The organism is Streptomyces sp. CB03234 (assembly GCF_001905885.1).
Lineage (GTDB): Bacteria > Actinomycetota > Actinomycetes > Streptomycetales > Streptomycetaceae > Streptomyces.
Genome location: NZ_LIYH01000006.1, coordinates 99332 through 119061, shown reverse-complemented (window position 1 = coordinate 119061; position 19730 = coordinate 99332). Strand labels below are relative to the sequence as shown.

Here is a 19730-nt window from a genome sequence, read left to right as displayed (position 1 = left end):
ACCGCCCAGCGGGACGACAGCCCAACAACGGGGGTGGGGGGCACCGCCCCCCGGGACGACTGCCCGCAACAGGGGAGGCGGGCGCGGGGTCAGGGCATCGCGGTGGTGAGGGTGGAGAGGAGGGCGACCACGCCCGGGGGGCCGGGGACCTGGAGGTCGGCGCGCTGGGCGACCTCGGCGACCTCGTCGCTGCCGCTGCAGACCAGCAGGCCCGGCACCCCGTCGGAGCGGAGCTTCTCGACGGCGGCGAAGGCCGGCAGGTCGCCCAGGTCGTCACCCGCGTACACCACCACCTCGGCGCCAACCTCCCGTACGTACTCCGTGAGCGCCACGCCCTTGTCCACGCCCGGGGGGCGCAGTTCCAGGACCATGCGGCCCGGTTCGAGGACCAGGCCGTGCCGGGTGGCGAGGTCGGCGAGCGGGGCGTGCAGGGCGTCGAAGGCGGCCTGCGGGTCGTCCGCGCGCCGGGTGTGGACGGCCACCGCGCGGCCCTTCTCCTCGATCCACGTGCCGCGCCACGCGCCCACCCGGTCCAGGAACCCGGGCAGTTCGGCGCGGACGGCCGCCACACCGGGGTGTTCGGGGGCGGCCTGGACGGTGCCGGTGACGGCGTCCCACCGTTCGGCGCCGTAGTGGCCGAGGACGACCAGGTGTTCCAGGCCGGGTACCCCGGCGAAGCCGCCGTACCGGACCGCGACGCCCGCCGGGCGGCCGGTGATGACCGCGACGGACGCGACGCGCGGGGCGAGCGCGGCGATGGCGGCGACGGCGCCGGGGTGGGCGCGGGCCTGCTCGGGGTCGTCGACGATGTCGGCGAGGGTGCCGTCGAAGTCGAGGCCGATGACCGCCCGCTCGGGGTGGGCCAGGAAGGCGGCGAGGCCGTCCCGGCCGACGGGGGTGACGGGACGCGGCAGGGAAGGCGAGGAGTCCGGTGGGGTGCCCATGCCGGAAACCTATCCAGGGCCCCGCGACGGCACACCTACCGGCGCGTCTCCCGCGACGCCCGTACGCGCCGCAGGCGGTTGACGGTGACCGGGTCGTGGGCGAGGGCCCTCGGGTCGTCGAGGAGGGCGTTGAGCAGCTGGTAGTAGCGGGTGGGCGACAGGCCCAGCTGTTCGCGTATCGCGCGTTCCTTGGCGCCGGGGCCGGGCCAGGGGCGCCGTTCCAGGGCGAGGACGGCGCGGTCCCGGTCGGTCAGCTCCGGCGGTCGTGGGGAGGCGGTCATATGAGCAACATAGTTACTCGGCGGCTTCCGCGTCGTCGGCGTCCCGCGCGATCGCCGACAGCACGGTGTCCGGGTCGCCGTCCGGCGCGACGGCCTTGCCGATGTTCTTCTTGACGCTCTCGCTCACCTTGGCCCACGAGGTGTTGCCCACCGGGTACAGCTCGGAGGTGGGCAGTTCCTCCAGGAACGGCCGCAGGTCCTTGTGCCGGGGGTCGGACCGCATCGCGGTGCTGGCGGTGGTGGTGACGGGGAGGATGTCGTACTGGTCGGAGAAGGCGAGCACGTTCTTGTCCTGGTACACGTAGTCCAGGAACGCGCCGATCTCCTCGCGGTGGCCGTTCTGCTTGAACGCCATCATCCAGTCGGCCACGCCCATCGCCGGCCTGGCTTCGCCGTTGGTGCTCGGCAGCGGGACCTTGCCGACGTCCACGCCGGCCTTCTCGGCGGCTTCCATCAGGGTGGGGTGGCCGTTGAGCATGCCGACGTCACCGCGTACGAAGGCGTCGAAGGCCTCCTGCCGGTCGAGTTCGGCGGGGGCGACGGGGCCGGTGAGCCCGGGGGTGACGAGGTTGTCCTTGAGCCAGGTGAAGGTGGCGACGTTCTCGCTGGAGTTGATCTCGTAGGAGAGGTTGCCGGGGTCGCGGTACCCGCCGCCGCCGGCGAGCATCCACATCATGGTCTCGGCCTGGGACTCCTCGGCGCCGAGCGGCAGCGCGAAGGGGTACGTCACGCCGTCGTCCTTGAGTTTGCGGGCGGCGTCGCGGATGTCGTTCCAGTTCTTCGGCGGCTTGGCGCCGGCCTTCTCGAACAGGCCCTTGTTGTAGAAGAGCAGCCGGGTGCTGGCGGCGAACGGCATGCCGTACTGGACGCGGTCGACCTTGCCGGCCTTGCTGAGCAGGGGCAGGAAGTTGGCCTGGGTGGGGATGGGGAGCAGGTCGTCGACCCTGTAGAGCCGGTCGTCGGCGGCGTAGTCCGCGTACGCGCCGATCTGGGCGAGGTCGGGTGCCTGGCCGTTGTCGACCATCTCGGCGACTTTCCGGTCGACGTCCTTCCAGGACTGGACGTCGACGTCGACGGTGATGCCGGGGTGGGTCTTCTCGAAGGAGCGGGCCAGGGTGTCCCAGTACTTCTGGGTGGTGTTGGTGTCGTTGCTGCCGTAGTCGGCGGCGACGAGCTTGAGGGTCACGTCCTCGTCCCCGGTGCCGGCTCCGCAGCCGGCCAGCGTCGCCGCCATGCTCAGTGCGGCCACCGCCGCGGTCAGTCCTACGTAGCGGCGCTGCACAACTCTTCCCCACCTGTTGGTTCTTGCCTGGCTGGTGATTTTCCCACAGAAGGGATGAGGTCTACACCACTGGGTATCGCTTCGGCAACGCTTGCCGCGTCGTCGTCGGCGGCGCGCCGCGCGACCCGGCAGGCTCGTACGGCATCCACCCCGCCCGGCCGAGTAGGAGCACACCGCGCATGTCTCGTACCGCAGCTGAGATCGCCACCCAGCCCGCCTGCTGGCGCCGTGCCGCCGAGGCGGCCGCGTCGTTCGGGGAGGGGTTGCCGCGGCCGGGTGAGCGGGTCGCGGTGACGGGGTGCGGGACGTCGTGGTTCATGGCGATCGCGTACGCGGCGCTGCGGGAGGCGGCGGGGCAGGGCGAGACGGACGCGTACGCCTCGTCGGAGTTCCCGTCCTCGCGCGCGTACGACCGGGTCGTGGCGATCACCCGGTCGGGTACGACGACGGAGGTGCTGGACCTGCTGGGCGCCCTGCGGGGTCGCGGGGTGCCGACGCTGGCGTTGACGGCCGACCCGAAGACGCCGGTGATGGACGCGGCGGACGTGGTGGCGGTGCTGGACTGGGCGGACGAGGAGTCGGTGGTGCAGACCCGGTTCGCGACGACGGCGCTGGCGTTCCTGCGGGCGGCGCTGGGTGACGTACCGGGGGTGAAGCCGGTCGCGGAGGCGGCGGTGGACGCGGAGCTGGCGGTGACGGAGCCGCTCCCGGAGGCGGTGCTGGGGGCGGAGCAGTGGACGTTCCTGGGCCGGGGCTGGACGTATGGGCTGGCGCTGGAGGCGGGGCTGAAGATGCGGGAGGCGGCGGGCGCGTGGACGGAGGCGTACCCCGCGATGGAGTACCGGCACGGCCCGATCTCGATCACCGGTCCGGGGCGGGTGGCGTGGGTGTTCGGCGCGCTGCCGGAGGGGCTGGCGGGCGATGTGGCGCGGGTGGGCGGGACGCTGCACGCGCACGCGTCGGCGGACCCGATGGCGGACCTGGTCCGGGCGCAGCGGCTGGCGGTGGCGCTGGCGGAGGGGAAGGGGTACGACCCGGACCGGCCGCGCAACCTGACGCGGAGCGTCATCCTCTCCTCATGAAACCGTTTTGTATGCAGCGGCAACAATCCACCGAAGTGGACTAGACCTTTCACGGGTTCACGAGCGACACTGTCTCTTGTGAGACACGTCATCGCCCTCGATGTGGGCGGCACCGGGATGAAAGCCGCCCTGGTCGGAGCCGACGGGGCCCTGCTGTACGAGGCGCGCCGGGCGACCGGCCGGGAGCGCGGCCCCGACGCGGTCGTGGAGTCCATCCTCGGCTTCGCCGCCGAGCTGCACGCCCACGGCCGCGAGCGGTACGGCACGGCGGCCGTCGCCGCCGGTGTCGCCGTGCCCGGCATCGTCGACCCGGACCGGGGCCTCGCGGTGTACGCGGCGAACCTCGGCTGGCGCGACGTACCGCTGCGCGCCCTGCTCGGCGAGCGGCTCGGCGGGCTGCCGGTCGCCCTCGGGCACGACGTCCGCACCGGCGGGCTCGCCGAGGGGCGGGTGGGCGCGGGCAAGGGCGCCGACCGGTTCCTGTTCGTGCCGCTGGGCACCGGCATCGCGGGCGCGATCGGCATCGGCGGCGCCATCGAGGCGGGCGCGCACGGGTACGCGGGCGAGATCGGCCACATCGTGGTGCGCCCCGGCGGCCCCGCGTGCGGCTGCGGGCAGCGCGGCTGCCTGGAGACGCTCGCCTCGGCGGCCGCGGTGAGCCGCGCGTGGGCGGCGGCGAGCGGCGATCCGGAGGCGGACGCGGCGGACTGCGCCAAGGCCGTCGAGTCGGGCGACGAGCGGGCCGTACGGGTGTGGCGGGACGCGGTCGACGCGCTCGCCGACGGGCTGGTCACCGCGCTCACCCTGCTGGACCCCCGCACGCTCATCATCGGTGGCGGTCTCGCCGAGGCCGGGGAAACGTTGTTCACACCCCTTCGGGCGGCCGTCGAGGAGCGCGTGACGTTCCAGAAGCTGCCCGCCATCGTGCCGGCGGCCCTTGGGGACACCGCCGGATGCCTGGGCGCGGGCCTGCTCGCCTGGGACCTACTCGCCAGTTCGGAGGTATCCGCCTGATGGCCGATCACAAGGTTCTCGCCGGCGCCCGCGTGGTGCTGCCGACCGGGACCGTGGACAACGGGCGGGTGATCGTCGAGAACGGCCGGATCACGGGCCACGCCCCGGCGGACGCCCCGGCCGTCGACCTCACCGGGCACTGGGTCGTGCCCGGCTTCGTGGACATGCACAACCACGGCGGCGGCGGCGCGTCGTTCACGTCCGGGACCGTGGAGGAGGTCCTCCGGGGCGTCCACACGCACCGGCTGCACGGCACCACGACCGTCGTCGCGTCGACCGTCACCGGTGAGATGGACTTCCTCGCGCACCGCGCGGGCGAGCTGTCGGAGCTGGCCGAGCAGGGCGACATCGCGGGCATCCACTTCGAGGGGCCGTTCATCTCGCCGTGCCGCAAGGGCGCCCACAGCGAGGCGCTGCTGCGCGACCCCGACCCGGCCGAGGTGCGCAAGCTGATCGACGCGGCGCGCGGCCACGCCAAGATGGTCACCCTCGCCACCGAGCTGCCCGGCGGCATCGACTCCGTACGCCTGCTGGCCGAGCACGGCGTCATCGCCGCGATCGGGCACACGGACGCCACGTACGAGCAGACGATCGAGGCGATCGAGGCGGGCGCCACCGTCGCCACGCACCTCTACAACGCGATGCCGGTCCTCGGCCACCGCGCGCCCGGCCCGATCGCCGCGCTGCTGGAGGACGAGCGGGTCACCGTCGAGCTGATCAACGACGGTACGCACCTGCACCCGGCCGCCCTGGAGCTGGCGTTCCATCACGCGGGCGCCGAGCGCGTCGCGTTCATCACGGACGCGATGGACGCGGCGGGCTTCGGGGACGGCGTGTACCACCTCGGCCCGCTGGAGGTGGAGGTCCGCGACGGCGTCGCCCGGCTGGTGGAGGGCGGCTCGATCGCGGGCTCCACGCTCACCCTCGACACCGCGTTCCGGCGGGCCGCGACCATCGACCGGCTGCCCGTCGAGTCGATCGTGCGGGCGGTGTCCGCCAACCCGGCGAAGCTGCTCGGCGTGTACGACAAGGTCGGCTCCCTGGAGCCGGGCAAGGACGCCGATCTGGTGGTCCTGGACAAGGAATTCACCCTGGTGGGCGTCATGCGTAAGGGCGAATGGGTGGTTGAGCCCCAACTGGGCTGATTTCTGATCGAATTACTGCAAGGCGGTTGGGCCAGGGGTCTGGGCCAACCGCCTTTCGGTTTGGCATGATCAGGGCCCGAAAGCGCAAGCGAGCAGAGACGATCCGGGGGTGTGACGGGTGATCCTGACGGTCACGCTCAACACCGCGCTCGACATCACCTACAAGGTCGATGCCCTCACCCCGCACACCTCGCACCGCGTCACCGACGTCGCCGAACGCCCCGGCGGCAAGGGCGTCAACGTCGCCCGCGTCCTCGCCGCACTCGGCCACGACACCGTGGTCACCGGCTTCGCGGGCGGCCCCACCGGCGACGTACTGCGCGGCCTGCTCGCCCCGCTGCCCGTGCGCGACGCGCTCGTCCCGGTCGCCGGCACCACGCGCCGCACGGTCGCCGTCGTCGATGCCTCGACCGGCGACACCACCCAGCTCAACGAGCCGGGCCCGACGCTCGACCCCGCCGACTGGTCGGCCTTCCTCCACGTGTACCGGGAGCTGGTACGGGACGCCGACGCCGTCGCCCTGTGCGGCAGCCTGCCGCCCGGCATCCACGTCGGGGCGTACGCGGAACTGGTCCGTCACGCCCGTGCCGCGTCCGTCCCGGTCCTGCTGGACACCAGCGGCGAGCCGCTGCGCCGGGGCATCGCCGCCCGCCCCGACCTGGTCAAGCCCAACGCGGAGGAGCTGGCCCGGCTCACCGGCGCCCGGGAGCCGCTGCGCGCCACGCGCGACGCCCGCCGCCGGGGCGCCCACGCCGTGGTCGCCTCGCTCGGCCCGGACGGGCTGCTGGCGGTCACCCCGGACGGCACCTGGCGGGCGGCCCCGCCCGCGCCCGTGCAGGGCAACCCGACCGGCGCGGGCGACTCGGCGGTGGCGGGCCTGCTGGCCGGCCTGGTCGAGGGCGCGGCGTGGCCGGAGCGGCTGGCGCGGGCGGTGGCCCTGTCGGCGGCGACGGTCCTGGCGCCGGCGGCGGGCGAGTTCGACATGACGACGTACCGGGAACTGCTTCCCCGGGTCACGGTGACGGAGCACGCCACGGCCGCTTGACGGACCCAGCCGCTCGACGGACTCAACGGAGGTACCGCACATGCCCCTCGTCCCCACCGGCGAACTGATCGCCCGGGCCAGGTCCGCGCAGGGCGCCGTCGCCGCGTTCAACGTCATCACCCTGGAGCACGCGGAGGCGATCGCGGCGGGGGCTGAGCGGGTGGGGCGGCCCGCGATCCTCCAGATCTCCGAGAACGCCGTGAGGTTCCACGGCGGCGACCTGTCCGCCGTCGCGGCCGCCGCTGCCGCCGTCGCCCGCGCGTCCGCCGCGCCGCTGGGCCTGCACCTGGACCATGTGGTCAGCCCGGACCTGCTGCGCGCCGCGCACACCGAGGGCTTCGGCTCGGTGATGTTCGACGCGTCGAAACTGAGTTACGGCGACAACGTCAAGGCGACCGCCGAGGCCGCGCGGTGGGGCCACGAGCGGGGCATGTGGGTCGAGGCCGAGCTGGGCGAGGTCGGCGGCAAGGACGGCGAGCCGCCGCTGGACGCGCACACCCCGGGCGTCCGGACCGACCCGGCGGAGGCCGCCGCGTACGTGGCGGACACCGGCGTCGACGCGCTGGCCGTCGCGGTCGGCTCCACCCACGCGATGACGCGGCGCACCGCCACCCTGGACCACGCCCTGATCGCCGCCCTGCGCGACGCCGTGCCCGTCCCGCTGGTCCTGCACGGCTCCTCGGGCGTCCCGGACGACGAGCTCCGCGCGGCGATCGCGGCCGGCATGACCAAGATCAACATCGGTACGGCCCTGAACACGGCCTTCACCGGTGCGGTGCGGGCGTTCCTGGACGCCCACCCGGACACGGTGGACCCCCGCAAGTACCTCACCCCGGCGCGCGAGGCGATGACCGCGACGGTCGCCCACTTCCTGGAAGTCGTGGCACAGCCCGGGGGCCGGCCGGCCGGGGGCTAGCCGCTGACGTGGCCTTCCTTGAGCCAGACCTGGTCCAGGTAGGCCTCGCACTGGTTGCCCTCTTCGCACGACATCTTCATCGTGTTCACGCCCTTCTTGAGCGTGACCCAGGAGTAGGTCTTGGTCCAGCCCTTCTCCCAGTCGCCCTCCGCCGCGCGGGCGAAGTTGGACATGTTGATCTTGCGCGGCTGCTCGCCGTTGATCGACAGCGAGGTCTTGGCGTCCTTGCCGGGCACGCCGTACGTCAGGAACAGCGTGTAGTCGCCGTCCTTCGGCACCTCCACCGTCCAGCTCGCCGAGCCGCCGGTGCCGTTGAACATCACGTACGCGCCGTCGGCGCCCTTCGCGCCCTTGACGTCCTTGCCCAGCGTCGCCGGGCCGCCCAGCTGGAGCGTCGCCGCGTCCTGCTTGGGCAGCTCGACCGGCTCCTCGGCGGACTTCGAGGGCTTCGCCGTCGGGGATTCCTGTACGGAGGTCGCGGGAGCGGACTGGCCGGCGGTGGGGTCGCCCTTGCCGTCCGAGCCGCTGTTCGTCAGGACGGCGACCGTGATTCCGGTCACCACGACCGCGACGACCGCGAGCGCGCCGATCAGCAGGCCCTTGGTGTTGGGGCCGCCGCTCCGGCCACCGCCGCCGCGCTGCGGCGGCTGGGCCTGGGGCACCGGGCGGGTCCGGTCGCCGCCGCCACCCGGGTAGGTCTCGGGGGCCGCGTACTGGGGGCTCGGCTGGGCGTACTGCTGCTGGTACTGCTGCTGCGGCACCTGCCCGTACTGCCGCTCGCCGACCGCCCTGACCTGGTTGTACGACGTTCTGGGCACCCCCGGCTGAGCGGCCGGACCCGGGTAGCCGTAGCCGCCGCCCTGGCGCGGCGCCTGCGCGCCCGCCGCCTGTCCGTCCGCGTACAGGTAGCCGAACGGATCGTCGTCCTCGGGCGTGCCCGCGCCGTTGCCGTTATTACCGGCAGCCATCCCTGGTCACTCCTCATCCCTGCTCGCCAGCGGTCACCGACCCGGGCGAGCCTACCCCGAACGGCTCAGCCCGCCCGGCGGTGAACCTTCGAGCGGGAGCGCTTCTCGATGTACATGCGCTGGTCAGCGGAGTTCAGCACCTCTTCGACGGACATTCCGCACTCGGCCCAGCCGATCCCGAAACTGGCCCCCACCCGCACCGCGCGCCCGTCCACCCGGATCGGCGGGATGATCGCGTTGCGGAGGCGTACGGCCAGGTCGGCGGCGTCGGCCGCGCCGAGCCCGTCGGCGAGGACGACGAACTCGTCACCGCCGAGCCGGGCGACGGTGTCCCCGTCCCGCACCCCGGCGGTCAGGCGGCGCGCCACCTCGATGAGCACGGCGTCACCGGTGTGGTGCCCGAACCGGTCGTTGATCGACTTGAAGCCGTCGAGGTCGCAGAAGAGGACGGCGAGGCCCTTCGTCCCGTCGTCGACCTCTCTGTCACCGGCGGGCGCGACGGCGTGCACATGGTGGTCGTACGCGCCGCCGTCCGCACCGGCGCCGAAGTCGAAGCCGTCGCCCCGGTAGGCGTGCTCGCCGTACTCGTAGTCACCGCTGTCGTAGCTGTCGACCTCGTGCGTCCCGGCCGCCGTCGCGCGGACCGCGTGGGGGCGGGAGCACAGCCGGGAGCTGAGGCGGGCGCGCAGCTCGGCGCTGTTGGGCAGCCCGGTCAGCGCGTCGTGCGAGGCGCGGTGGGCGAGCTGGAGCTCGTGGCGCTTGCGCTCCTCGATGTCCTCGACGTGGGTGAGGAGGAAGCGGGGCCCGTCGGCGGTGTCGGCGACCACCGAGTTGCGCAGCGACACCCACACGTACGTGCCGTCCCGGCGGGCCAGGCGCAGCTCGGCGCGGCCGCCCTCGGCGGAGGTGCGCAGCAGGGTGCCGATGTCCTCGGGGTGGACGAGGTCGGCGAAGGAGTACCGGCGCATCACGGAGGCGGGGCGGCCCAGCAGCCGGCACAGGGCGTCGTTGGCGCGCAGCAGCCGGCCGTGCTGGTCGCCGCCCATCTCGGCGATGGCCATGCCGGAGGGCGCGTACTCGAAGGCCTGGCGGAACGACTCTTCACTGGCGCGCAGCGCCTGCTGCTCCCGCTCCAGGCGGACCAGGGCGCGCTGCATGTTGGCGCGGAGGCGGGCGTTGCTGATCGCGATGGCCGCCTGGGAGGCGTACATCTGGAGCGCCTCCTGGCCCCAGGGGCCGGGGCGGCGGCCGTTACGCGGGCGGTCGACGGAGATGACACCGAGGAGCTCGCGGCCGCTGCCGGACGCGTACATGGGGGCGTAGAGGCGGTCGCGCGGGTGCCACTCGTCCTCGAAGCGGGGCTCGGGGCCGTCGGTGTGCCACTGGGGCACGTCGTCCTCTATCAGGACCCAGCCCTCGGTGTGCGGGATGAAGCGCAGCTCGCCCCAGGCCTCGCCCATGCTCAGGCGGCGCTCCCAGGAGGCGCGGGAGCCGACCCTGCCGGTGATGAGAGCCTCGGCGGCGGGGCTGCCGGCGAAGGCGGCGACGACCAGGTCACCGTCGGGGCGGACGAGGTTCACACAGGCCAGCTCGTAGCCGAGACCGGCGGTGACGCCGTCGGCGACGGTCTGCAGCGTGTCGGCCAGACTGCGGGCCGTGTTGAGGTTGGCGACGACCTGATGCAGCTGCCGCAGGGTCGCAAGACGGACGTACGGCTCCGACTCGGTCTCCATTGCTCGCTCTCCCCGAGACCTCGACAGCAACTCCAGGGTTCTCATCGGCGCTCGTGTTGCACTGTCACCGCCACTGAATCACAGCGAGCTGTGCCCCAGGTACACAGGGTCAACAAAACCTGCGCTCTGTGACTCAAGTCACAAAGGATGATGTTGGTTGCGGAAGGCGGCCGAACTGCGGGTGACCGGCCGCTGAACTTCTTGCGAACGCACAGTATGGGGCCACGGCCCGGGGTGGTCCTAGGACCCAGGGCTGGTCCCTTCGCCCGATGCGGGCGCGGCGGGCGCGGCGTTAGCGTTCCCGGTGTGCTGCCGACGACCACCCACCCTCCCGCCCCTGCCGTCCCTCATCCTGAGGGGGTGAGCAACGACGAGTTCCGGGCCGCGATGTCCCGGCTGGCCGCCGGTGTGGTGCTGGTGACGGCCCACGACGCGGACGAGGGCCCCCGCGGCGAGGACGTCGGCATGACGGCGACGGCCTTCATGTCCGTGTCCCTGGACCCGCCCCTGGTGCTGGTGAGCCTCCGCAACGGCTCCCGCATGGACGACCTGCTGGCCGAGCAGCCGCTGTGGGGCGTCTCGATCCTGTCGGACGGCCAGCGGCAGATCGCGGGCCGGTTCGCGATGAAGGGCCGGGTCAGCGACCGGCTGCTGTTCGCGGACATCCCCACCACGCGCGGTGAGGCGAGCGGCGCGCTGCTGGTGGGCGGGTCGCTGGCGACGCTGGAGTGCCGTACGGAACAGCGCGTGGTGGCGGGCGACCACACCCTGGTCATCGCCCGGGTCATCGCCGTCGCCTTCCCAAGCACCGACGGCGCGCCCCTCACCTACTTCAAGGGCAACTACCGCCACCTGTCCTGACCTCGTGGGCCGCCGCCCCCGAAACCCCCGCCGTGGCCAGCCCCGCCGCCCCCGCCGTGGGCAGTCGCCCCGGCGGTCCCCGTTGCGGGCGGCCGCCCCGCCGCCCCCTCCCGCCGTGGGCAGCCGCCCCGCCACCCTCCGCCCCCCGCCGTGGGCAGTCGCCCCGCCGCCCGCCGCCCTCCGCCCCCCTTTGTGGGCATTCGTCCCGCTGGGGCGGGACGGGTGGGCACAACGGGACCGGGGCGGCGCCCTTTCTCGGTGCCCCCCGGGGCGGTGCCCTTACCCGGTTCGCCCCGGCGCGGTGCCCGCGCGGCGGCTACCCCCGGTGCGTGGGGGGGGCGGGGCCCCTCCGGGCTCACCTCCTCGAGGCCGGCGGCCTTGGGCGGTTGCAAGGGAGCCCTTTCGGAGCCGCCAACCTCTGCGGGGGCGACCCTGCACGGCCCCACCCCGGCCGGTGGCCGACTGCGGGCCGGTGGGAGACGGAGGCACGGCCCCGCCCCGGCCGGTGGCCGACTGCGGGCCGGTGGGAGACGGAGGCACGGCCCCGCCCCGGCCGGTGGCCGACTGCGGACCGGGGGTGGTGGGCACGGGCCCGCCTGCGCCGGAGGGCGACTGCGGGCCGGTGGGGGACGGGGTCCGTCAGGACCAGTCGCGCGACGAGCGGCCCCGCTTCGTCTCGGCGCGCTGCTTCTTCTGCCGGAGGCGCCGCTCATTGATGCCGCGCGGCACCTTCGTCGCCCGCCGCGGCTTCGGCGGCGGGGCCGTCGCCTCCGCCAGCAGGGACGCCAGGCGCACCGCCGCCGTCTCGCGGTTGCGCCACTGCGAGCGGTGCTCCGAGGCGCGTACGGTGAGCACGCCGCCCACGAGCCTGGACGCCAGCCGGTCCAGCGCGCGGTCCTTCCAGACCGGCGGCAGCGCCTCCGTACGCGCCAGGTCGAAGCGCAGCTCCACCTGGGAGTCGCTGGTGTTGACGTGCTGCCCGCCCGGCCCGGACGACCTGGAGAAACGCCACATGAGCTCGGCCTCCGGCAGGCAGACCGAACCGCGGATGACATAGGGACCGGACATGTCCTCCATGGTCCCTGTCCGGACGCGGTCACGTCACCCCGTTTTCGGTTCATGGAACCAGGTCGGGGTGCCGCGCGTTATCCGGTACGACGTACGGACGACGAAAGGGACTTTCCATGGCTGTAAGCCTGTCCAAGGGCGGCAACGTCTCGCTGACCAAGGAGGCGCCGGGTCTGACCGCCGTCACTGTGGGCCTCGGCTGGGACGTCCGTACCACCACGGGTACCGACTTCGACCTCGACGCCTCGGCGATCGGCGTCGACGCCGCCGGCAAGGTCGCGTCGGACGCACACTTCGTGTTCTTCAACAACAAGTCCACCCCGGACCAGACCATCGTCCACACCGGTGACAACCGCACCGGCGAGGGCGGCGGCGACGACGAGCAGATCAACGTGAACCTGGCGGGTCTGCCGGCCAACGTCGACAAGATCGTCTTCCCGGTCTCCATCTACGACGCGGTCAACCGCTCGCAGAACTTCGGCCAGGTCCGCAACGCCTACATCCGGATCGTCAACCAGGCCGGCGGCGCCGAGATCGCCCGCTACGACCTGAGCGAGGACGCCGCGACCGAGACCGCCATGGTCTTCGGCGAGCTGTACCGCAATGGCGCCGAGTGGAAGTTCCGCGCGGTCGGCCAGGGCTACGCCTCCGGCCTGGAGGGCATCGCCCGCGACTTCGGCGTGAACATCTGACACGCGTAGCACCGTGGCGGCCCCGGCGTCGAACGCCGGGGCCCTACTGTTTCCGCATGATCGTCGAACCGCTGGAGGTCGGCGAGGACGGCGCGCTGCCCGGCCCGCTCCTCACCGAGCTCACCGAGCTGTACGCGTCCAACCGGGAGTTCCAGCAGCTCAGCGGGGACTTCCCGGACCCCGACGACATCCGGTCGGAGCAGGTCGCCGCCTCGCTCGCCGAGGAGCTGTCCCACCGGGACACCGAGGTGCTGCTGGCCCGTTCGGCGGGGCACGTCATCGGTGTGTCGGTGACCCGTGCCCACCACCCCGAGGACCCCGACGACCCCGACCCGTGGATCGGCCTGCTGATGGTGCACGCCCGTGACCACCGGGTGGGCTTCGGCCGCGAGCTGGCGGAGATCGTCGAGAAGCGGTTCCGGGCGCTGGGCAGGAGGGGTGTGAAGCTGGCCGTGCTGGAGAACAACGACAGGGCCCTCGCCTTCTGGTCCGCCCTCGGCTACGAGGAGATCGGCCGCCGCCCGGACCGGCGGCGCGGCCGTGACTGCGTCGTCATGCGGAAGGCCCTGTAGGGCGGCCATCGCCGTACAGATAGGTGTCCCACACCGTGGTGAGTTCCTCGCCCGCTTCGTCTTCCACGTAGGTGACGAAGTCCTCCGTCGAGGCGTTGGCGTGCCGGTGCTTCGCCGCCCACCCGCGCAGGATGCCGAAGAAGGTGTCGTCGCCGACGGCCTGGCGGATCTTGTGCAGGACCATCGCGCCCCGCCCGTACACGGGCGGTCCCGAGATGTCGGCGGCCGTGGGCGGGTCGGCGGGCGGGAACGCCCAGTTGTCGTCGTCGGCGAACGCCTCGTCGAAGCTGTCCTGGGCGGGCGTGTCCGCGAAGTCCTCGGCGTACAGCCACTCCGCGTAGGTCGCGAAGCTCTCGTTCAGCCACATGTCCCGCCAGGACTCGGGCGAGACGGAGTTGCCGTACCACTGGTGGGCGAGTTCGTGCACGAGCGTGGAGGCGTCGAAGGTGTTCTTGTCGAAGAACGGTCTGCTCTGGGTCTCCAGCGCGTACTGGACGTCGATCTGCGGGTCGACGATCGCGCCGGTGGAGGTGAAGGGGTAGGGGCCGAACCTCTTCGTCTCCCATGCCAGTAGCTCGGGGATCCGGGCGAGGAGGGGCGCGTTTCCCCGGGCGGCGGTGTGGACGGGGATGCCGTCGGGGGTGCGGGAGGTCTTCGTCTCGTACCGGCCGATGGCGAGCGTCGCGAGGTAGCTCGCCATCGGTTCGGTGGAGCGCCAGGTGAAGGTGGTGCGGTCGCCGCTGGGCCGGTGGGGCGCCGGCTCGCCGTTGGAGATGGCCTGCAGGCCGTTGGGGACGGTGACGGTGAGGGCGTACGTGGCCTTGTCGGAGGGGTGGTGGTTGCCGGGGAACCAGGTGGTGGAGCCGGTCGGCTCGCCGAGCGCGACCGCCCCGTCGGAGGTCCGCAGCCATCCTTCGCGCGCCCCTTCGGCGTCGGTGAGGGTGACCGGCGTACCGGAGTAGCGGATGACGGTACGGAAGGTGTCGCCGCTCCTCAGGCCGGCGCCGGGGCGGAGCGTGACCTCCGAGCCGGAGCGGTGGACGGTGGCGGGCGCGCCGTCGACGGTGGCGCCGTGGACGGTGAGGCCGGTGAGGTCGAGGTTGAAGGCGCTGAGGGTCTGGGTGGCGCGGGCGGTGATGTCGGCGGTGCCGGTGAGGCGGCCGGTGCGCGGCTCGTAGGCGAGGGTCAGGGCGTAGTGGCGTACGTCGTAGCCGCCGTTGCCGAGCTCGGGGAAGTACGGGTCGCCGAGTCCGGCCGCGCCCGGCTCGCCGCCGCCGCCCTCGCCGCCTCCGGTGCAGCCGGTGAGGGTGGCGGCGAGGAGTACGGCGGCGAGGGCTCGGGAGCGGCGTGGGTCCACTCCGTGATCGTATGGGCGGAATGGGCGCGTCAGCGGGTGAGCGCGGCCACACCCGCCTGGGCGAACTTCTCGTCCAGGGCGCCGCTGGGCGCACCGGCCACGCCGATGCCGGCGATGGGCGCGCCCTTGGTGGTGACGGGGGCGCCGCCGGCGAGGAACAGGGTGCCGGGGATGTCCTTGAGGTTCGGGGCGCTCTCCAGGCGCTTGGCCAGCTCGGAGGTCGGGGCGTTCCAGGACACGGCGGTGAAGGCCTTGCGGATGGCCGACTCGTAGGACTGCGGGCCGGCGCCGTCGCCGCGGAGGGTGACGATGGTGTTGCCGTTGCGGTCGACGACGGCGACCGTGACGCGCTGGTTCTCGGCCTCGGCGGCGTCCAGCGTGGCCTGCGCGGCCCGGGTGGCGGCGTCGATGGTCAGGTGCGTGGACTGCGTCAGGTCGCGGGGGTGGGCGGTGTCGGCGGCAACGGTGGCGGGCGCCTGGGCGGGCTCGGCGGCGTTGGCGGACATAGCGCCGAAGGTGCCGGCGCCGAGCGCGGCGGCGGCGACGGTGCCGGTCAGGAGGCGGGCGCGCAGCGACATCTTGTTCTTGGTGTGCTTCGTCATGTCTTCGATCGTGGGGCCGGAGCGGGGGGTGGCGGGTCAGCCGATCGGTTGATGCCGGGGCGGCCGGGTCGGGTGAGGATGGGACCGGAAAATCCCGTACGAGGAGTGGTGGACGTGGAGCACGACCCCGACGCCCGCTGGCTGGCCCGGGTGATGCACGCCGCGTTCTTCGCGCTGCTCGGCGCCTCGCTGGCGCGGTTCCTGCTGCGGCACCCGTGGCTGGACCTGGGCCCGTGGGTGGTGGCGCTGTCGGCGGCGCTCGCGGTGCTGTACGTGCTCCCGGCGCGGCGTCGGCTGGTGTGGCTGTGCACGGTCGTCGCGGTGTGGGTGGTGCTGGTGGTGCTGGCGCCGAGCTTCGCGTGGTGCGCGGTCCCGCTGTTCTACACCGGGCTGCGTACGCTGCCGGCGCGCGCCGCGCTCGTGCTGGTCGCCCTGCTGACGGTGTTCGTGGTGGCCGCCCAGCTCCAGCTGGCGGAGGGGGAGCTGGACCCGAACCTGCTGGTCGCCCCGCCCGCCGTCGCGGCGATCGCCACCGCCGTGTTCGTGCACGCCCAGCGGCAGGCGGAGCGGCTGGCCGCCACCGAGCGGCGCGAGGGCACCCTCGCGGAACGGCAGCGGCTGTCGATGGAGATCCATGACAGCCTCACCCAGGGCCTGTCGAGCCAGCGGATGCTGCTCCAGGCCGCCGACCGGACGTGGGACAGCGACCCGGCGGCCGCCCGCCGCCATGTCCGTACCGCCGCGTCGATCGCCGAGCACAGCCTGGCCGAGGCCCGCCGGTTCGTGCACGACCTGGCGCCCGCCGGCCTCGCCGGGGGCGGCGGCCTGGAGCGGGCGCTGCGCACCCTGGCCGCCCGCGAGTCGGCCGGTTGCCCGGTCGGCTTCCGCGTCGACGGCCCGCCGGTCGCCCTGCCGGAGCGGGTGCAGTCGGCGCTGCTGCGGATCGCGCAGGGCGCCCTGGCGAACGTGGCGGAGCACGCGCGTGCCACGTCGGCCGCGCTGACCCTCACGTACCTGGACGACCAGGTCGTCCTGGACATCGCCGACGACGGCCGGGGCTTCGAGCCGGGTGCCGTGCCGTCTTCCGGCGTACGCGGCCACGGGCTGCCGGCGATCCGGGCGCGTGCCGAGCAGCTCGGCGGCACCCTGACCGTGGAGTCCGCGCCCGGTGAGGGCACGGTCCTGTCCGTATCGATCCCCCTGGAGACCTCGTGACGGTACGCATCCTGCTGTGCGACGACCACGCCGTCGTACGCGCCGGGCTCCTCGCGCTCCTCGGCAGCGCGCCCGGTATCGAGGTCGTCGGGGAGGCGGGCAGCGGTGAGGAGGCCGTCGCGATGGCCGCCAAGCTGAAGCCGGACGTCGTCCTGATGGACCTCCAGCTGGGCCCCGGTATCGACGGCGTGGAGGCCACGCGCCGTATCGCCTCCGCCGTCGCGGGAGTCCGGGTGCTGGTCCTCACCACGTACGACACGGACGCCGACGTCACCCGCGCGATCGGCGCGGGCGCCACCGGCTACCTGCTGAAGGCGGAGCGCCCGGAGGAGCTGTTCGCCGCCATCCACGCCGCCGCGCAGGGCCGCACCGCGCTGTCCGCCCCGGTCGCCGTCCGCCGTACGCCGGCCCCCGCGCTGACCGCCCGTGAGCGGGACATCCTGGGCCAGCTCGCGCGCGGGCTGGGCAACCGGGAGATCGCCCGCGCGCTGTTCATCAGCGAGGCGACGGTCAAGACCCACCTGGGCCGCATCTACGCCAAGCTGGGCGTCGACACGCGTGCGGGCGCGGTGGCGGTGGCGAAGGAGCAGCGGCTGCTGCCGTGACGGGCCCGGGGTGTCATAACTCGCTGGTGTCGAGCTCGAAGCCGAGGGGGTCGGGCGGGGGGACGGTCTGAGAAAACGTGTACTTCTCCTGACGCGTGTACGAGTCGCCCTCGGGCTTGGAGTACACGAAGATCGCGCCGCCCTCCACCTGCCGGTCGATGAGCAGGTACACGGGGATTCCGGCGCGGGCGTAGCCGAGGATCTTCTTGGCGCGGTCGTCGGCGGCGGTGGAGCGGGAGGTGACCTCGCAGACGTCCGAGTCGTCGTCCTGGGCGTGGTACAGCTCGGGACCCGGCTCCGGCTCATCCACCAGACGGGCCCTACGCCTGTTCTTCTCGTGGTCGTACTCGTACTGCTCGTAGTCGTACTCGTACTCGGGAACGGGCAGCGCCACCGTGGCCTCCTTCGCTCAACGCGACACTGTCGGCGTATGCCCCACCGCCGCTGCGGGATCCCGAGCCCATTCATCCGAACGTGTGCGCGGTGACGTTTCCGCAGGCCGCATGACACCATCGACCACGTGCTCGACATCGGCTACTCCCTCTCCCGCCGCTTCCCGGACCCTCCGCAGACGGACTACCGCCACGCGGACGTCCACGCGCTGCGGCACGACCTGTTCTGCGGGGATGTGTACGTCGCCGACACCAAGGCCGACCGCGAGATCTCCACAGCCTGGGGATGGGTGCCGGTCCTCGACTTCGCGTGGGCGCTGTGCGACATCGTCGAGCGGCTCGACCGCGACCCGCGCGGCAGCCGGGCCTCCCAGCCGCAGTACGCGGAGCTGGACTTCACGGAGTCCACGGACCGGATGCTGTTCGAGCGCCGCTTCGGCTGGGTGGACGTCGAGGCCGACTGGATGCCGGCCGACGAACCCCCGCTCACGTTCAGCCACGCGGCCCTGCGCCGGGAGGCGCGTGACTTCCTCCACGACCTGATCGCCGACCTCACGGACATGCACGACGGCCTCGCCGACAACCCGGCGATCTGGACCCTCCAGTCCCGCTTCCCGCGCCTGCCCTGACGTCCGTCCGAGTCAGGGCCGCCCTCGGGCCGGACCCCGGCCGGACCCGGGCCACCCCCGGATGTCACAGACCGCCCACCATCCCTCGTCCTTCCTGGGAGAGCACCACGCACCCTCCCGGAGGAACGCCATGCCCACCCGCATCACCATCATCGGTGGCGGCTTCGCCGGCCTCACCGCCGCGATCACCGCCGCCGAGGCCGGCGCCAAGGTCACCATCCACGAGGCCCACCGCACCCTCGGCGGGCGGGCCCGTACCGCCGAAGGCCCGTACCGCACCAACGAAGGCCCCCACGCCCTCTACCGCCGCGGCCCGCACTGGTCCTGGCTACGGCAGCGCGGCCTGCTGGGCCCGGTGGCCGCCGTCCCGCCCCGCGAGGCCGCCCGCTTCCGCTTCCACCTGGACGGCGAGCTGCGCCGCACCCCGCCCCTGGGCATGCTGCGGCTGGCGCGCCGCAGGCCCGAACACGCCCCGGTGGACACCGACTTCACCACGTGGGCCGCCGACCCCGCCGCCCGCGCCGCCGCGCACTACGCGAGCGTCGCGCTGTTCCACCACGACCCGGGCTCCCTCTCCGCCCGCTTCGTGCAGGAGCGGCTCCGCCGCGCCACCTCCCTGCCGCCCGAGGCCACCTATCCGCGCGGCGGCTGGGGCGAGGTCATCGACCGGATGGCCGCGCACGCCTGGAACCTGGGCGTACGGATCGAGACCTCCGCCCGCGTGGACACCCTGCCCGGCCGCGACGGCCCCGTCATCGTCGCCACCTCCCTCGACGCCGCCCGCCACCTCCTGAAGGACCCGAGCCTCACCTGGCCCAGCGGCCGCACCGTCCTGCTCGACCTCGCGCTGCGCGCCCACAGGAAAGACCCGTTCGTGATCTCCGACCTGGACGCCCCCGGCTGGCTGGAGCGGTTCACCGCCCAGGACCCCTCCCTCGCCCCGGCCGGCGAGACGCTGCTCCAGGGCCAGTTCCCGATCGCCCCGCACGAGTCGAAGGCGGACGGCGTCGCCCACGCCGAGCGGCTGCTCGCCAAGGGGTTCCCCGGCTGGCGCGAGCGCACCCTGTGGCGCCGCGAGGCCCTCGCCAACGGCCGTACGGGAGCGGTCGACCACCCCGGCACGACCTGGCGCGACCGCCCGGCCATCGACCGCGGCGACGGCGTCCTCCTGGCGGGCGACCAGGTCGCCGCGCCCGGCGTACTGACGGAGGTGTCGTTCACCAGCGCCATCCGCGCGGCGACGCTCGCGCTCAGAGCCGCACACCTTGACCTCAAGCACGCTTGAGGTCGAAAGCTCTTCTCCGTACCCCGCAGCAGAGGAGAGCCC

Annotated in this window: 21 protein-coding genes; 12 read left to right on the top strand and 9 right to left on the bottom strand. The window is 73.4% G+C overall.

Annotation, left to right across the window (positions count from 1 at the left end):
* Window positions 1–89: 89 nt before the first annotated feature.
* The 3 genes from otsB to AMK26_RS26210 are packed head-to-tail and all read right to left on the bottom strand — an operon-like array spanning window position 90 to window position 2459.
* Complete coding sequence (gene otsB, locus AMK26_RS26220; RefSeq protein ID WP_073757233.1) at window positions 90–944, bottom strand: trehalose-phosphatase; 855 nt, start codon at window positions 942–944, stop codon at window positions 90–92.
* A 35-nt stretch (window positions 945–979) separates the two neighbouring features.
* Window positions 980–1225: a DUF3263 domain-containing protein gene (locus AMK26_RS26215; RefSeq protein WP_073757232.1), complete on the bottom strand. Its 246-nt coding sequence runs from the start codon at window positions 1223–1225 to the stop codon at window positions 980–982.
* Between the two features lie 13 nt (window positions 1226–1238).
* Window positions 1239–2459: an extracellular solute-binding protein gene (locus tag AMK26_RS26210; RefSeq protein ID WP_073757800.1), complete on the bottom strand. Its 1221-nt coding sequence runs from the start codon at window positions 2457–2459 to the stop codon at window positions 1239–1241.
* Between the two features lie 227 nt (window positions 2460–2686).
* Between AMK26_RS26210 and AMK26_RS26205 the strand changes: the two genes are divergently transcribed.
* From AMK26_RS26205 to AMK26_RS26185, 5 genes are all read left to right on the top strand, one after another.
* The gene (locus AMK26_RS26205; protein ID WP_073757231.1) at window positions 2687–3589 is read left to right on the top strand and encodes an SIS domain-containing protein; all 903 of its coding nucleotides are present in this window, start codon (window positions 2687–2689) and stop codon (window positions 3587–3589) included.
* 78 nt (window positions 3590–3667) lie between these two features.
* Window positions 3668–4603, top strand: a complete 936-nt coding sequence (locus AMK26_RS26200; RefSeq protein ID WP_073757230.1) for an ROK family protein — start codon at window positions 3668–3670, stop codon at window positions 4601–4603.
* Complete coding sequence (gene nagA / locus AMK26_RS26195; protein ID WP_073757229.1) at window positions 4603–5748, top strand: N-acetylglucosamine-6-phosphate deacetylase; 1146 nt, start codon at window positions 4603–4605, stop codon at window positions 5746–5748. Before AMK26_RS26200 ends, nagA begins: the two co-directional genes overlap by 1 nt.
* Before the next feature lie 118 nt (window positions 5749–5866).
* Window positions 5867–6793 carry a 1-phosphofructokinase family hexose kinase gene (locus tag AMK26_RS26190; RefSeq protein ID WP_073757228.1) on the top strand — a complete coding sequence of 309 codons (927 nt, stop codon included), beginning with the start codon at window positions 5867–5869 and terminating at the stop codon, window positions 6791–6793.
* Window positions 6794–6833: 40 nt separating this feature from the next.
* Window positions 6834–7709 carry a class II fructose-bisphosphate aldolase gene (locus AMK26_RS26185; protein ID WP_073757227.1) on the top strand — a complete coding sequence of 292 codons (876 nt, stop codon included), beginning with the start codon at window positions 6834–6836 and terminating at the stop codon, window positions 7707–7709.
* Here the strand turns inward: AMK26_RS26185 and AMK26_RS26180 are convergent.
* Window positions 7706–8677 (bottom strand): carbohydrate-binding protein, encoded by a 972-nt coding sequence (locus AMK26_RS26180; protein WP_073757226.1) that lies wholly within the window; start codon window positions 8675–8677, stop codon window positions 7706–7708. The genes AMK26_RS26185 and AMK26_RS26180 overlap by 4 nt on opposite strands.
* Window positions 8678–8742: 65 nt before the next feature.
* Window positions 8743–10410, bottom strand: coding sequence for a diguanylate cyclase CdgB (gene cdgB, locus AMK26_RS26175; protein WP_073757225.1), 1668 nt, complete (start codon window positions 10408–10410; stop codon window positions 8743–8745).
* A 216-nt stretch (window positions 10411–10626) separates the two neighbouring features.
* Here cdgB and AMK26_RS26170 point away from each other — a divergent pair, with 216 nt between their 5' ends.
* Window positions 10627–11271 (top strand): flavin reductase family protein, encoded by a 645-nt coding sequence (locus tag AMK26_RS26170; RefSeq protein WP_079277826.1) that lies wholly within the window; start codon window positions 10627–10629, stop codon window positions 11269–11271.
* 639 nt (window positions 11272–11910) lie between these two features.
* Here the strand turns inward: AMK26_RS26170 and arfB are convergent.
* Window positions 11911–12348 (bottom strand): alternative ribosome rescue aminoacyl-tRNA hydrolase ArfB, encoded by a 438-nt coding sequence (arfB, locus tag AMK26_RS26165; RefSeq protein WP_073757223.1) that lies wholly within the window; start codon window positions 12346–12348, stop codon window positions 11911–11913.
* 107 nt (window positions 12349–12455) lie between these two features.
* On the opposite strand from arfB, the gene AMK26_RS26160 reads away from it, so the two are divergent.
* Window positions 12456–13031 carry a TerD family protein gene (locus AMK26_RS26160; protein WP_073757222.1) on the top strand — a complete coding sequence of 192 codons (576 nt, stop codon included), beginning with the start codon at window positions 12456–12458 and terminating at the stop codon, window positions 13029–13031.
* Between the two features lie 56 nt (window positions 13032–13087).
* Entirely contained in the window at window positions 13088–13603 is a 516-nt protein-coding gene (locus AMK26_RS26155) for a GNAT family N-acetyltransferase (RefSeq protein ID WP_073757221.1), read from the top strand.
* On the opposite strand, the gene AMK26_RS26150 is transcribed toward AMK26_RS26155, so the two are convergent.
* Both AMK26_RS26150 and AMK26_RS26145 read right to left on the bottom strand, forming a co-directional pair.
* Window positions 13584–14960, bottom strand: a complete 1377-nt coding sequence (locus AMK26_RS26150) for a M1 family metallopeptidase (protein ID WP_073757220.1) — start codon at window positions 14958–14960, stop codon at window positions 13584–13586. The two genes, AMK26_RS26155 and AMK26_RS26150, sit on opposite strands and share 20 nt — an antisense overlap.
* 29 nt (window positions 14961–14989) lie before the next feature.
* Window positions 14990–15562, bottom strand: coding sequence for a GlcG/HbpS family heme-binding protein (locus tag AMK26_RS26145; protein ID WP_073757219.1), 573 nt, complete (start codon window positions 15560–15562; stop codon window positions 14990–14992).
* A gap of 78 nt (window positions 15563–15640) precedes the next feature.
* Here AMK26_RS26145 and AMK26_RS26140 point away from each other — a divergent pair, with 78 nt between their 5' ends.
* Window positions 15641–16777: a sensor histidine kinase gene (locus AMK26_RS26140; RefSeq protein WP_073757218.1), complete on the top strand. Its 1137-nt coding sequence runs from the start codon at window positions 15641–15643 to the stop codon at window positions 16775–16777.
* Window positions 16774–17382, top strand: a complete 609-nt coding sequence (locus tag AMK26_RS26135; protein ID WP_073757217.1) for a response regulator — start codon at window positions 16774–16776, stop codon at window positions 17380–17382. Before AMK26_RS26140 ends, AMK26_RS26135 begins: the two co-directional genes overlap by 4 nt.
* A 13-nt stretch (window positions 17383–17395) precedes the next feature.
* Here AMK26_RS26135 and AMK26_RS26130 read toward each other — a convergent pair whose 3' ends face one another.
* On the bottom strand, window positions 17396–17776 hold the full coding sequence (locus AMK26_RS26130) for a Uma2 family endonuclease (protein WP_073757216.1): 381 nt from the start codon (window positions 17774–17776) through the stop codon (window positions 17396–17398).
* A 126-nt stretch (window positions 17777–17902) separates the two neighbouring features.
* Between AMK26_RS26130 and AMK26_RS26125 the strand changes: the two genes are divergently transcribed.
* Both AMK26_RS26125 and AMK26_RS26120 read left to right on the top strand, forming a co-directional pair.
* Window positions 17903–18403 (top strand): hypothetical protein, encoded by a 501-nt coding sequence (locus AMK26_RS26125; protein ID WP_073757215.1) that lies wholly within the window; start codon window positions 17903–17905, stop codon window positions 18401–18403.
* A gap of 130 nt (window positions 18404–18533) precedes the next feature.
* The gene (locus AMK26_RS26120) at window positions 18534–19688 is read left to right on the top strand and encodes an FAD-dependent oxidoreductase (RefSeq protein ID WP_079277824.1); all 1155 of its coding nucleotides are present in this window, start codon (window positions 18534–18536) and stop codon (window positions 19686–19688) included.
* Window positions 19689–19730 lie beyond the last annotated feature (42 nt).

Bases quoted from the DNA above. Each gene is read 5' to 3' on its own strand.
- otsB (WP_073757233.1), bottom strand. From the start codon at position 944: ATGGGCACCCCACCGGACTCCTCGCCTTCCCTGCCGCGTCCCGTCACC.
- AMK26_RS26215 (WP_073757232.1), bottom strand. From the start codon at position 1,225: ATGACCGCCTCCCCACGACCGCCGGAGCTGACCGACCGGGACCGCGCC.
- AMK26_RS26210 (WP_073757800.1), bottom strand. From the start codon at position 2,459: ATGGCGGCGACGCTGGCCGGCTGCGGAGCCGGCACCGGGGACGAGGAC.
- AMK26_RS26205 (WP_073757231.1), top strand. From the start codon at position 2,687: ATGTCTCGTACCGCAGCTGAGATCGCCACCCAGCCCGCCTGCTGGCGC.
- nagA (WP_073757229.1), top strand. From the start codon at position 4,603: ATGGCCGATCACAAGGTTCTCGCCGGCGCCCGCGTGGTGCTGCCGACC.
- AMK26_RS26185 (WP_073757227.1), top strand. From the start codon at position 6,834: ATGCCCCTCGTCCCCACCGGCGAACTGATCGCCCGGGCCAGGTCCGCG.
- AMK26_RS26180 (WP_073757226.1), bottom strand. From the start codon at position 8,677: ATGGCTGCCGGTAATAACGGCAACGGCGCGGGCACGCCCGAGGACGAC.
- cdgB (WP_073757225.1), bottom strand. From the start codon at position 10,410: ATGGAGACCGAGTCGGAGCCGTACGTCCGTCTTGCGACCCTGCGGCAG.
- AMK26_RS26170 (WP_079277826.1), top strand. From the start codon at position 10,627: ATGGGGCCACGGCCCGGGGTGGTCCTAGGACCCAGGGCTGGTCCCTTC.
- arfB (WP_073757223.1), bottom strand. From the start codon at position 12,348: ATGGAGGACATGTCCGGTCCCTATGTCATCCGCGGTTCGGTCTGCCTG.
- AMK26_RS26160 (WP_073757222.1), top strand. From the start codon at position 12,456: ATGGCTGTAAGCCTGTCCAAGGGCGGCAACGTCTCGCTGACCAAGGAG.
- AMK26_RS26155 (WP_073757221.1), top strand. From the start codon at position 13,088: ATGATCGTCGAACCGCTGGAGGTCGGCGAGGACGGCGCGCTGCCCGGC.
- AMK26_RS26145 (WP_073757219.1), bottom strand. From the start codon at position 15,562: ATGACGAAGCACACCAAGAACAAGATGTCGCTGCGCGCCCGCCTCCTG.
- AMK26_RS26140 (WP_073757218.1), top strand. From the start codon at position 15,641: ATGGGACCGGAAAATCCCGTACGAGGAGTGGTGGACGTGGAGCACGAC.
- AMK26_RS26120 (WP_079277824.1), top strand. From the start codon at position 18,534: ATGCCCACCCGCATCACCATCATCGGTGGCGGCTTCGCCGGCCTCACC.